Annotated in this window: 5 protein-coding genes, 1 rRNA gene and 1 pseudogene; 2 read left to right on the forward strand and 5 right to left on the reverse strand. The window is 36.3% G+C overall.

Annotation, left to right across the window (positions count from 1 at the left end):
- A 16S ribosomal RNA gene (locus tag QZV68_RS09295) occupies positions 1-1,347 on the reverse strand; the annotation flags it as partial.
- A gap of 676 nt (positions 1,348-2,023) precedes the next feature.
- Between QZV68_RS09295 and mer the strand changes: the two genes are divergently transcribed.
- The gene (gene mer / locus QZV68_RS09300; RefSeq protein WP_296880730.1) at positions 2,024-2,986 is read left to right on the forward strand and encodes a 5,10-methylenetetrahydromethanopterin reductase; all 963 of its coding nucleotides are present in this window, start codon (positions 2,024-2,026) and stop codon (positions 2,984-2,986) included.
- A 139-nt stretch (positions 2,987-3,125) separates the two neighbouring features.
- Positions 3,126-4,208: an archaeosine biosynthesis radical SAM protein RaSEA gene (locus QZV68_RS09305; RefSeq protein WP_296880731.1), complete on the forward strand. Its 1,083-nt coding sequence runs from the start codon at positions 3,126-3,128 to the stop codon at positions 4,206-4,208.
- A 215-nt stretch (positions 4,209-4,423) separates the two neighbouring features.
- Here QZV68_RS09305 and QZV68_RS09310 read toward each other — a convergent pair whose 3' ends face one another.
- The 4 genes and pseudogenes from QZV68_RS09310 to QZV68_RS09325 form a co-directional block, all read right to left on the reverse strand.
- Entirely contained in the window at positions 4,424-9,361 is a 4,938-nt protein-coding gene (locus QZV68_RS09310) for a C1 family peptidase (protein ID WP_296880732.1), read from the reverse strand.
- Between the two features lie 35 nt (positions 9,362-9,396).
- Positions 9,397-10,257 (reverse strand): hypothetical protein, encoded by an 861-nt coding sequence (locus tag QZV68_RS09315; RefSeq protein ID WP_296880733.1) that lies wholly within the window; start codon positions 10,255-10,257, stop codon positions 9,397-9,399.
- A 155-nt stretch (positions 10,258-10,412) separates the two neighbouring features.
- Complete coding sequence (locus tag QZV68_RS09320) at positions 10,413-13,862, reverse strand: C1 family peptidase (protein ID WP_296880734.1); 3,450 nt, start codon at positions 13,860-13,862, stop codon at positions 10,413-10,415.
- A gap of 44 nt (positions 13,863-13,906) precedes the next feature.
- Positions 13,907-14,591, reverse strand: a pseudogene (locus QZV68_RS09325) (hypothetical protein); the annotation flags it as partial.

The following is a 14,591-nucleotide window of genomic DNA, read 5'->3' on the forward strand; positions in this document are numbered from 1 at the left end:
ACATCCTCATCCAAGCCCTTTTTGGGTGGTGTGACGGGCGGTGTGTGCAAGGAGCAGGGACGTATTCACCGCGCAATAGTGATACGCGATTACTACGCATTCCAGCTTCATGAGAACGAGTTACAGTCCTCAATCCGAACTACGACTAAGTTTAGAGGATTACCTCCACCTTTCGGTGTCGGAACCCATTGTCTCAGCCATTGTAGCCCGCGTGTTGCCCAGAGGATTCGGGGCATACGGACCTACCGTCGTCCACTCCTTCCTCCTATTTATCATAGGCGGTCCCCTTAGTGTGCCCATCATCCAAAAAAGGATAAGCTGGTAACTAAGGGCGTGGGTCTCGCTCGTTGCCTGACTTAACAGGACGCCTCACGGTACGAGCTGACGGCGGCCATGCACCTCCTCTCAGCTAGTCAAGCAAAGTCATCAACCTGGCTATCATACAGCTGTCGCCTCTGGTGAGATGTCCGGCGTTGAATCCAATTAAACCGCAGGCTCCACGCGTTGTGGTGCTCCCCCGCCAATTCCTTTAAGTTTCAGTCTTGCGACCGTACGGAGCAGCTCAAAGCCACCCCAACACCAAGTCCGCATCGTTTACAGTTAGGACTACCCGGGTATCTAATCCGGTTCGCGCCCCTAACTTTCGTCCCTCACCGTCAGAACCGTTCCAGTTAGACGCCTTCGCAACAGGCGGTCCTCCCAGGATTACAGAATTTCACCTCTACCCTGGGAGTACCTCTAACCTCTCCCGGTCTCAAGTCTAATAGTATCTCCAGCAATTCCCACAGTTAAGCTACAGGATTTCACCAGAGACTTATTAAACCGGCTACGGACGCTTTAGGCCCAATAAAAATTGTTACCACTAGAGCTGCCGGTGTTACCGCGGCGGCTGGCACCGGTCTTGCCCAGCTCTTATTCCAAAAGCTCTTTACACTAATGAAAAGCCATCCCGTTAAGAATGGCACTTGGGATCCCCCCGTCGCGATTTCTCACATTGCGGAGGTTTCGCGCCTGCTGCACCCCGTAGGGCCTGGAACCTTGTCTCAGGTTCCATCTCCGGGCTCTTGCTCTCACAACCCGTACCGATCAACGGCTTGGTAAGCCATTACCTAACCAACTACCTAATCGGCCGCAGACTCATCCTTAGGCGAAAAAACATTTAAACAAAAAACCATTACAGGAAAAATTGCCTATCCAGTATTATCCCCAGTTTCCCAGGGTTATCCCGGTCCTAAGGGTAGATTATCCACGTGTTACTGAGCCGTACGCCACGAGCCTAAACTCGTTCGACTTGCATGGCTTAATCGAATCCCAATAGCAGTAACATCTGCCAGGATCAAACAGAATTGAACTGCCAGGATCAAACAGAATTGAACACATAACAGACATAATATAAGTATAAAGTATTATGAAGTACGCTAAAAAAATATAGACGAGTAAAATACACTAAAATTTGATATAAAAGTTTCTATAATCAAATTTCACCACATCTACAAAACTTACATCATACCCGAAAAACTCAAGTACTCACAAAAGCACATTCATGTAATAATTAACATTTAATTAATACAATAAACATGATAAATTATAGCTACATGCGGAAAAGCAGTCATCATAGTCAAGATTGTAAATACAATAAGACTTAAACCAACGCCATAAAACACATAGCACATCTAATAGATAAGGAAATTATATTAACAAAATCAATTAAAAATTATTGCAATTAATATTTGAATAATAAAATACAAGCATAAAATTATAAAAATAGCATTATAATTATTATATGAACTTATATTTTTAAAAAAAATGATATTATAAAATATAGATATAAGATTTAATAAAAAGTTTCGCCATACCCCCATCAAACAATTAAGTATTACAAAAAATAAAATAATTAATACAATATTTGATATTATAAATATCCCAAGACATCGCCAACAGATAATATATAAAACTTTCTATCTAATTCAAATAATAATTACTTTATATATAGGTTAACCAAAGATATAATTGGTGATAAAATATGAAATTTGGTATAGAATTCGTACCTCAAATACCTTTAAAAGAACTCGTAAGATTAGTAAAAATAGCAGAAGATGTCGGTTTTGAATACGCATGGATCACTGACCACTACAACAACAAAAACGTATACGAAACCTTAGCATTAATTGCAGCTGAAACTGAAACCATTAAAATGGGTCCTGGTGTAACCAACCCATACGTAAGAAGCCCAGCAATTTCCGCTTCTGCAATCGCTACTATCGACGAAATTTCAGAAGGAAGAGCAACCTTCGGTATTGGTCCTGGTGACAAAGCAACATTCGATGCTTTAGGAATTGAATGGACTAAACCTGTATCCACTATCAAAGCAGCAATCGCTGACATTAACACCTTATTAGCAGGTGAAAAAACTGAAGCTGGAGCAGCTTTAGGTGGAGTTAAAAAAGTACAAGATGCAATCCCTATTTACATGGGTGCACAAGGACCTAAAATGTTAGAAACCGCTGGAGAAATCGCAGACGGTGTATTAATTAACGCTTCCAACCCTAAAGATTATGAAGCAGCTATGCCAATGATCAAAAAAGGTCTTGAAGCAGCTGGTGGAGACAAAGCATTCGACGTAGGTGCATACACTGCAACCTCTATCGGACCAGACTCAGACGCAGCTAAAAACGCAGCTAAAATTGTAGTTGCATTTATTGCAGCAGGTTCACCACCTCCAGTTATCGAAAGACACGGATTACCTGACGGATTCAACACCCAAATGGGTGAATTCTTAGCTAAAGGTGACTTCGGTGGAGCTATTGGTGCTGTAACCGATGAAGCACTCGACGCATTTTCCGTATGTGGTACTCCTGATGAGTTCATTCCAAAAATTGAAGGCTTAGCTGAAATGGGTGTAACTCAATACGTAGCAGGTTCCCCTGTTGGTAAAAACGTAGAAGAATCCATTAAATTATTAGGAGAAGTAATCGCAAGTTTCTAAACTTGCTACTTTCTTTCTTTTTTTATTTTTTTAAACCTTTACACACAACTTAATAACCAAACTACTTTTCAACAAAATTTTTAATTATAAAAAAATCTTAACTATATAATATTACATTTATTATATTGCAGGTATTATAATGGAAATTGAAAATTTATGTAAAGATATTAGACAAAGAGCTTTTGAGCGAAAAGATCCAAAAACCCCCGAGCAGGTTGGAGCAAGTTGGTACAATGACGATTTAACCTACAATGGCGTTTCAAAAACATTATTCATCATACTACCGACACCAGGTTGCGCCTGGGCACTTGGAGACAGCGGAGGATGCACAATGTGCAGCTACGTTTCCGACTGCACATTAGAACCGATTGACACAGAAACCATTTTAAGAATTTTCAATGAACACCTACAGAGACATCCGATAACAGAAGAAGACAAAATTTCAGTCAAGCTTTTTGCTTCAGGCAGTTTCCTGAACCCTTATGAACTTCCAAAGGATGCCCGTGATGAAATTTTAAAAACATTGGTCGAACTTGGAAACGTTACAGAAATAATCGTTGAATCAAGACCTGAATATGTAAAGGAAGATGTTCTTGATGAAATCTTTGAAATTATTGGAGACACATTATTTGAAGTGAGCATTGGCCTTGAAACATCAAATGATTATACAAGACTTAAAAAAATCAATAAGGGATTTACAAGGGATGACTTTGAAAATGCAGTTAAATTAATGCAGAAATTATCCGAAACTAAAGGATACAATTTGAAATCAAAAGCATACATCTTTGTTAAACCGATTCTAGTTTCAGAAGCTCAAGCGATTGAAGAAGCAATTGAAACTGCAAGATACTGCAATACAATAGGAGTAAACAGACTTTCATTTTGTCCTGCAACAATCCATGGAGGAACCGTCATTGAAAGGTTTTGGAGAAAAGGAGCATACCAACCGCCATGGATCTGGTCCTGCATTGAGATAATAAATACAGTTAGAGATGAACTGGACCTGCCCGCACTTATGGACACATCCGGATTCGGTTCAAGACGTGGCCCTTATAACTGCAAAAAATGCAATAAAGATTTAAAACATATGATAATTGCCAATAATTTGACACAAAGCAAAATAGAATATGAATGTGAATGTAAAAGCGAATGGCTGGCCGAAATCAAAAATTCGGATATGAATTCATCAACAGTTGAAATTAAACACATTCCATTATATTAACCTTTCTTAATTATATTCAAAACTAATTATTGAAAGCATTTCATATATATAGTGTAGTGGAAACAAGATTAAATTATGAAATGGACTACGTTAATGATAATGTCAACCCATTAAATTAAATCTAAAAAAGTAACTATTGTTTTTATCAACCATATCTTAATGTAAAACGATATGGAATAAAAAAATAAAAAAAAAGAAGTAGATATGAAAATTATCTACTTAACTTTTACAGTTGTTTTTATTGTGTCTTTAGCGTATGTTACTCCAACGAGGTAGGTTTTACCTTTTTTGAGATTTTTGATGAAGTTTTTGTTCCAAGTTTTTTGTGCAATTCCCAGTGCATTGGTTTTTGCTTTGTAGTTTTTGCCGTTGAACTTGAAGGTTATCCATTTGTTTTTGACCCATTTACCATTGATTTTGAGTCTTGCTTTCAAGGTAACTTTCTTGGCTGTCTTTTTAATAACTGCTTTTGTTGCCTTAAGTACATGATTTACGATTACTGTATTTTTAACAGATTTCCCATTGAAAGTGGTTATCATTGTGTACTTTTTAGGTGGCTGTGTTATTTTTATTTTAGCAAATCCATTTGCATTGGTTTTTACAATTGTGGATTTTCCGTTAATTGTGAACTTAACGCTTACTCCGGAAGCTGCCACTTTACCGTCAGCTGAGACAATTTTCACGGAGAAGTATTTTCCACCAGCATAATCAACCTTAATGTTTTTGTTTTGTGTGATTTTGCAGGTACTTGGATTTAATTTTACAGAAACACTATTATTGTAGGTTTCACCCTTGTATGTGGTTGTCACATCATATGTTCCTGGAACATCAGTTATTTTAACTTTAGCAATACCATCAGCATCAGTTATTGCTGCAGTTATTTTTCCATTGATTGTGAAATTGACAACCGCACCAGCACCGACAGCATGCCCATCAGCAGTTACAACTTTAACAGAGAAGTATGATTCACTACCATAATCAACAGTGATGTTTTCATTGTTGATGATTTTACTGTCATCAGCTACAGTATATACTTTTAAACATGCAATATAACCTAAGTCATAAGCATCTTGCCATGTTTTTCCGTCGAATGAAACATACGAAATGTTTTGAACATAATGAACCCTAGTATCCTCTAAGAGAAGGTATGGTACCCAATTTGATGTTATTTCTGCTTTGAAGACATCACCTTTTTTGATTGGCACATAACCATCTAATTTGATAGTGTGATAACCAACATATGGAGACACTCCTTCTTGAGTCAATTTTAATTCATCGTTTACAAAAATTTTGACTGTATAATTGACGCCACTCTCATTGAAGTATGTTCCAACACCCGCAATTAAATCATCATCCAATGCTTCAAAGACATTCCTATAACTTATAGTTCCATTACTTGACTCATAATTAGAAAGCCATGTAATATCATATTGATAGTTTTTATTGTATGGTACAGTATTTTCGATTATTGCAGTGGCAGCGTAATCGGTGACCTTGCCCAAATTATATGCCAAGAGTGATTTGTCATAATATGAAACATAGAGGTATCCTTTGTCTCCCCAGTCTGAACCATAACTGTTTTTGATAATCCATGCCCCATTACCTGGAGGGGTGATTAGGAATTTTTCTTTTGGGAAATTATCGTCCCAACCGATAATTGATACTTCATGGTTTGCACCTTCAGGCACATCGACATATTGTGCATAGGTTTCCGGATTATAATAAGGGACTTCCGCATCAAATGAAGATTGTCCGAAAAAGGACACATCCAGAGATCCGTATTTTAGGATTGCCAATTTAATCTGTGTACCGTTAGGGATTTCATTATTAGGTACGAATATCAGATCCTGAATATGAATGCTGTTATCGGTTACAATAGGCATTGTAATTTTACCCAGCTCATCATAAGTTTCGACATCATATGGAACTGTTCCAAGCCAGCTCAGTAAATAGCCTGCAGAAGCAAGATTGGCTCCACCTTCAAATACTTCCATAGCCCCATAAGGTGAATATTTCATCACTGTTTTCATGTTATTCATAGAAACGTTGAATGGAATTCCTGTAGCTTTTAATAACACTGATTCTAATGAACCTGTCATTCCGAATGTCCAACAGGCACCCATCCATCCTTGATTTTTAACGGATGAAACCCATCCCCAGTCACGCAAATCAAATTTAGCTGGAATAACATCAACATTAATGGTATTGTTAACCAGGGTCAACTGCATGCCTTCTCCAACCATTATTGTTGCATAGAATGTATTGTTGGTTGAAACAGTATCGTTATTTAATTCAGTGTTTTTATCTATAGTATATTTTTTAGTAAAGACACTGAAAACAGCATTTTTATTGTTTTTGAATGTTGAACCTTTAATGTTGAATGAGCTATCATATGCATATATTGCATTACCTTCACCTGCAAAATTATTGAAGAACCTGGAGTCGGTTATGTTTAGTGTAGAAATATCCGAGAATATTGCTCCACCATAGGTCGGATAACCTTCAATAACATCAACACCATTTGAATCGAAAGTACAGTTGTTGATTTCGGTTTCGGTAAATGAAAGATAGATTGCCCCTCCATTGAAGGTGGCGTGATTGTTAGTGAATTCTGAATTGCTTATCCAGAACTGTCCGCCCAATTGGACATATGCTCCACCAAAACCGGAAGAGACATCCTTAAATTTGGAACCGATTATTGTCGCATTACCCTGACTGTTCTGATATCCTGTAATATCTGCATATACCGCTCCGGCATTTCTGGAAGAGGTAGTGTTTATGAATTCACAATTCTTAATGTAGAGTTCACCGCCTTCCCTAAGGCTCATTGCACCTGCAGTGAGATTAGCTTTTAGATTAATGAATTTGGAATCGATTATTCTAATCTTGGAACCTACAAGATATATTGCCGGTGCATAGGTGGCTGTGGTATTGGCAAATGTAATGTTTTCGAGATAAAATCTTGCGTCTGTAGAGCCCATGACTTGACCCGCTTTGGCATATATTTTTGAAGTAAAGTATGAATTGTAAATATTCAGTTTTCCTTTTGAAACTACAATTGATGATCCGCCTTCACCAGCATAATTGTCAATGAATTTTGAATTGTTACAGTTAATTGTTACGTCTTCATAGATTGCTACAGCACCACCATTTTTACTTGCATAGTTGTTAATGAAAGTTACATTGTTCAATGTTAATGATTTGGTAGCATAGATTGCTCCACCTTTTTCTGCATTACCATTGATTAGGATTAAATCGTTTAATGTTACATTGTTTGCGGTAATGTTGAATATTCTTGATAGGTTTTTACCATCAATTGTGTGGCCGTTACCGTTGATGACAAAGTTGTCCCTGTCAATGAGAATTCCAGTGCTATTGTCTGTGCCGTTGTTGAATCCATAATCACAGTCTAAATCCAAATGGTTTTCAGTTGAATTTGTGATAGTTTCCTGCAATTTTGAAAGAGATGTATCTGCAACAGTATAGACTTTTAAACATACAATGTAGCCTGAGTCATAGGTATCTTTCATAGGTTCTCCGTCGAAGGATATGAATGAGAGATTTTGAGTGTAATGTTGTCTGGTATCGGTAAAGTTAAGGATTGGTGCACCATTTGAGGTTATTACTGCTTTGAAAACATCACCTTCTTTAATTGGTATGTATTCATTTAACTTGATTGTGTGGTAACCGTAGTATGGTGACACTCCGGTTTGGGTCAGTTTCAATTCGTCATTTACATAAATTTCGACTGTATAATCCACGCCTTCCTTATCGAAGTATGTTCCGACAGCTGCAATCAAATCATCGTCCAATGCTTCAAAAACATTCATGTAACTTACATTTTGATTGCCTGATTTGAACTCCATTCCCCACATGAAATCATATTGGTAGTTCTTATTGTACGGTTCGGCATTTTCAATTATTATTGAAGTGGCATAATTTGACACGTCTTTAGAGTTCATTAATGTCTTATCGTAATATGAAACATATAAAAATCCATTGTCTCCCCATGCTGTACCATAGCTGTTTTTTACAATCCATGCACCGTTGCCCGGAGGAGTGACTAGGAATTTTTCTTTTGGGAAGTTATCGTCCCATCCTACAATTGAAACTTCATGATTTGGATTTACAAATTCATAAGCATATTGTGCATAGGTTTCCGGATTATAATAAGGAGTTACATCATTATATGTGGCTTGCCCGTTAAAGGACACATCTATGGAACCGTATTTCATGATTGCCAATTTGAGCTGTGTGCCGTTTGGTATTTCAGTGTTAGGTGTGAACATCACATCCTGAACATGGATGTCATTCTGGGTTGTGATTACAGGTGAGATTTTTCCCATTTCATCATATGTATCCACATCCTGTGTGAATGCTCCAAGCCAGCTCAACAAATAACCTGCGGAAGCGATGTTAGCTCCACCTTCCACAAAAGGAGTTCCATAAATTGAATATTTCAGCATGGTATTTTGCATGTTGTTTTCTGAAAAATCAGTTGTGATATTTGCGGCTTTCAGTAATGCTGATTCCAGAGTACCGGTCATTCCGAATGTCCAGCAGGCACCCATCCAGCCTTGATCTTTAATGGATGAAACCCATCCGTAATCACGTAAATCAAAGCGTTCTGGAATGGTAGTGGTATTGGTATTGTTAAGCAATACCAATTGAATGCCTTGTCCAATCATTATTGTTGCATAATATGTATTGTTTGTTGAGATATTATCGTCATTAACAAAAACATTGCTTTTGTCTATATTTGATTCGACATCGAAAACAGTGTATATAGGGTTTGTATTGTTTTCAAATGTTGAATTTTTGATGTTGTATGATGTATCATATGCATAAATTGCATTACCTGCACTTGCCACATTATTGAAAAATTTAGAGTCTGTTATATTTAATGTACTCTTATCACTGAATATTGCACCACCATAGGTTGGATATCCTCCAATAATGCTGACGCCATTTGAATCAAAGGTACAATTATTGATTTCAGTATTTATATGTGAAAGATAAACTGCACCTCCATTATATTTAGCATGAGCGTTTATGAATTCTGTATTGTTTAACACTAAATCTCCACCCAATTGGACATATGCTCCACCAAATTCAGAATAGGTGTCCTTAAATTTGGTATCAATTATGGTCACTTTACCTGTAACATCATTTTCTCCAGCAACATCTGCTAAAATTGCTCCTCCATAGTAGCAATTGCACCTGCGGTAATATTGGCTTTTAAATCAATAAATTTGGAATTGACTATTGAAGCTTTAGAAGATTTAATATATGCTGCCGGAGTATAAGATGAAGTAATATTGGCAAAAGTAGTGTTTTCTATATAAGCTTCAGCATTTGAATCAAGGCAAATTTGAGAACCTTTAGCGAAAATTTTTGAGGTTATGTATGAATTGTAAAGTTTCGCTTCACTATTCACAACAAAAATTGCTGATCCACTTTCGGCATAATTATCAATAAATCTACAATTATTACAAATAAGGCTTGCACCTCCAGTAATTCCTATAGCTCCCCCGTCTTTGTTTGCATGATTGTTGATAAAAGTAACATTATTTAATGTTAGTGTTCCACCAACACGCATTCCACCACAATTCTGATAATTACCGTTGATTAAAATCAAATCGTTTAATGTTATATTATTTCCAGCAATAGAGAATATTCTTGATTGGTTGTTTCCGTCAATTGTACGGCCGTTACCGTTAAGGACAAAATTATCCTTCCCAATAACAATTCCGTTGCTGTCATCGGTTTGGTTGTTGAATTTATAGTCGTGAGTTAAATCCACAACATCCTTTACAGCTATTTCATCAGTCAGATTGGTGAATGAATCATCACTTGCTGTGTAGATGTCATTCTGAGCGGTTTCAAGAATATCCGAACTGTCGTCAGTTGTGATATCCTCCTGAACCGTTTCTAATATTTCTTTACTGTCATCTCCAATTGCATCTTCGGTGATGCTTTCTGCTGCACAGACCGCCCCCACCGACATTATCAAAATAAGCATGACAATCAAAATTTTTAAAGCTTTCATAAATTATCACAATTAAATATATATAAAAAGTCGATATATAAGCATGCTTATTTAATTTTGAGAAGTTTTAATGAAAATTATTTTAAAATGCTTGAAAAAAAATGAATTAACTTATAGATTGTAAAAAAAATAAGTGAAAAGTAGATATGAATTATCTACTTAACTTTAACAGTTGTTTTAATTCTGTCTTTTGCGTATGTTACTCCAACAGCATAGGTTTTACCTTTTTTAAGCTTGTTGATGACATTTTTGTTCCATGTTTTTTGTGCAATACCTTTTGCATTGGTTTTGACCTTGTAATTTTTTCCATAAAACCTAAATGTCATCCATTTTCCTTTTTGGAGTTTTCCATTAATTTTAAGGGTAGCTTTTAGGGTAAATTTCTTGGCTGTCTTTTTAACAGTAATTTTACTTGCTTTAATCACATGTTTTACAATTACAGTATTTTTAACTGATTTTCCGTTGAATGTGGTTGTCATGGTGTACTTCTTAGGAATATTAGTTATTTTGATTTTTGCTATTCCTTTTGCGTTGGTTTTTACAATTTTTGATTTTCCGTTGATTGTGAATTTGACACTGACACCGGAAGCGGCCACTTTACCGTCTTTTGAGACTATTTTTACGGAAAAGTATTTACCACCAGCATAATCCACTTTGATGTTTTTGTTACCTGTAATCTTACAAGTTTTTGTATTTAATTTTACGGTAACCTTATTTTTATAGGTTTCACCATTGTATGTGGTTGTCACATCATAAGTTCCCGGAACATTGTTTATTTTAACTTTAGCAATGCCATTAGCATCAGTTATTGCTTTAGTTGTTTTTCCATTGATTGTAATGTTAACAACTGCACCTGCACCAACACTGTGGCCGTCAGTGGTTGCAACTTGAACTGTGAAGTATGATCCACTGCCGTAGTCAACAGTGATGTCCTTATTGTTGATGATTTTACTGTCATCAGCAACAGTGTATACCTTCAAACATGCGACCGCATTTTCAGTATAACAATCTGTCCATGTCTCTCCATCATAAGAGAAAAATGAAATATTTCTACTATAATGCAGTCTTGTTTGTGTGAAATCAACACCCGGCATTGCATCTGAGGTCATTATTGCTTTAAAGACATCACCTTTTTTGATTGGAATGTATTTATCTAATTTGATAGTGTGATAACCAACATATGGAGATACTCCTTTCTGAGTTAATCTCAATTCGTCGTTTACATAAATTTCAACCTTATAGTTGACATCACTGCAGTTGAAGTATGTTCCGACAGCCGCAATCAAATCATCATCCAATGCCTCATAGACATTCATATAACTTATATTTTCATTACTTGGGACAAAAGCACCTGCCCATACAATATCATATTGATAATTCTTATTGTAAGTTATGGTATTTTCAAATATGATTGCAGTAGCTGATGAACCTATATTTCCAGATATATAGGGCAGGAGTGATTGGTCATAATATGAAACATATAAATATCCCTTGTCTCCATAGTCAGTTCCCCAGCTATTTTTAACAATCCATGCACCATCACCAGGTGGAGGAGTTAAGAACTTTTCTTTTGGAAAATTATCGTCCCACCCCACTATTGAAACCTCATGATTTGGCACTACAAATATGTCAACATACTGTGCATATGTTTCAGTATTATAATAAAGACTTACTTCATCATATCTTGATTGTCCATAATAAGACACATCTACAGAACCGTATTTCAAGATTGCTTCTTTAAGCTTTGTGCCGTTTGGTATCTCATTGTTAGGTATGAACATCAAATCCTGAACATGAATGTCCTGATTGGTTGTGATTAGAGGTGAAATTTTTCCCATTTCATCATAGGTATCTGCATCATGTGCGAATGCTCCAAGCCAACTCAACAGATAACTTACTGAATAAGTGTTGCCTCCGCCTTCATATATATTAGGAGAACCGTAAATTGAATATTTTATCATGGTGTTCTGCATGTTGTTTTCTGAAAAGTCGGTTGTGATGCCTGCAACTTTCAATAATGCTGATTCCAAGGCACCGGTCATTCCGAATGTCCAGCAGGACCCCATCCAGCCTTGAGCTTTAACTGATGATGTCCATCCCCAGTCACGTAAATCAAATCTGGCCGGAAGAGTGGTGACATTGATGGTGTTGTTAATCAAGGTTAATTGCATGCCCTCTCCAATTATTATTGTTGTAAATAATGTATTATTGGTTGAGATGTTGTTGTCATTGCTGAAAATGTTTGTTTCATCAATAATGGATTGTTTATCGAAAAATGTGTAAATAGGATTTGTATTGTTTTCAAATATTGAATTGGTAATTGTGTATGCTGAGTCATATGCATAAACCGCAGAACCTGCACTTGCATTGTTATTGAAGAATTTAGAACCGGAAATGTTATAGGTACCCATGTCCAGCAATATTGCACCCCCATAAGTCGGATAACCTTCAATAACATCAACTCCGTTTGAATCAAAAGTACAGTTATTGATTAGGCCGGTTACACCTGAAAGATAAACTGATCCTCCATTATAAGTAGCATGGCTGTTTATGAATTTTGTATTGTTTAAGGATAAATTTCCGCTTAATTGAAGGAATGCTCCACCAAATTCTGAACTGGTATTCTCGAATACCGTGTCAATTATTGTCACAGCACCCAAATAATCACCGTATAGAACATCTGCAAAAATTGCGCCTGCATTTTTAGAGGAAGTGGTGTTTATGAATTCACAATTTTTAACATATAACTCACCTCCCATCCTAACGCCTATTGCGCCTGAAGTAATATTGCCTCTTAAATTAATGAATTTTGAATTAATTATTGAAGTTTTGGAACTTCTAAGATACAATGCCGGTGAATAAGAAGAGGTACTGTTTGAAAAAGTAGTGTTTTCTATGTAAACTGTAGAGTTGGTAAGCACTGCAATTTGTGAATACTTGTTGAATATTTTTGAACTTAAATTAGCATTGTAAAGATTTAATACACCTTTCTCAACAAATATTGCTGAACCTGCTTCTGCATAATTGTCTATAAAATCGGAATTATCACTGGTAAGGATTACATTGCCATAGAGTCCTACAGCCCCTCCTTCTGTTTTTGCATAGTTGTCAATGAAAGTAACATTGTTCAATGTTAATGATCCGGTAGCATATATTGCTCCACCTTTTTCGGCATTACCTCCGGTTAAAATCAGATTGCTTAATGTTACATTGTTTGCGGTAATGTTGAATATTCTTGACTGGTTTTTCCCATCAATTGTGCAACCATTACCGTTAAGTATAAAATTATCCTTCCCAATAACAATTCCACTGCTGTCATCAGTCTCATTGTTGAATTTATAGTCGTGAGTTAAATCCACAACATCTCTACTTTTTATTTCATCAGTCAGATTGGTGAATGAATCCTCACTTGCTGTGTAGATGTCATTCTGAGCGGTTTCAAGGACATCCGAACTGTCATCGGTTGTGATATCCTCCTGAACCGTTTGTAATATTTCTTTGCTGTCATTGCTTATTGTATTGTCGGTGATGCTTTCTGCTGCGCAGACCGCCCCCGCCGACATTATCAAAATAAGCATGACAATCAAAATTTTCAAAGCCTTCATAAATTATCACAATTAAATATATTGAAAAGTAGATAATAAATTATCTACTTGACTTTAACAGTTGTTTTTATTGTGTCTTTTGCGTATGTTACTCCAACAGCATAGGTTTTACCTTTTTTAAGCTTGTTGATGACATTTTTGTTCCATGTTTTTTGTGCAATTCCCAGAGCGTTGGTTTTTGCTTTGTAGTTTTTGCCGTTGAACCTGAATGTTATCCATTTGTTTTTGACCCATTTGCCGTTGATTTTGAGTCTTGCCTTCAAGGTAAATTTTTTAGCTGTCTTTTTAACAGTAACTTTGCTTGCTTTAAGTACGTGTTTAACAGTAACAGTATTTTCGTAGGTTTTACCTTTGTATTTGGTTGTTATTGTGTATTTTTTAGGAATATCAGTTATTTTGATTTTGGCTATTCCATTGCTATCAGTTTTAACTGTAGTTGTTTTTTTGTTGATTGTGAAGGTGACTTTTGCACCTGCACCAACAGCATGACCGTCAGCAGTTACAACTTTAACAGAGAAATATTTGCCACCATTATAATCAACAGCAATATTCTTATTGTTTATGATTTTACTGTCATCAGCAACTGTGTAGACTTTCAGACATGCAATATATCCTAAGTCATAGGAATCTACCATGGATCCTCCATCGAAGGATATGAATGATGTATTTTGGGTGTAATGTGCCCTGCCATAAGTTAAGTTAACGGTTGGTGCGGCATTTGAAGTTATC

It is taken from the genome of uncultured Methanobrevibacter sp. (genome assembly GCF_902801725.1).
Classification (GTDB): domain Archaea; phylum Methanobacteriota; class Methanobacteria; order Methanobacteriales; family Methanobacteriaceae; genus Methanocatella.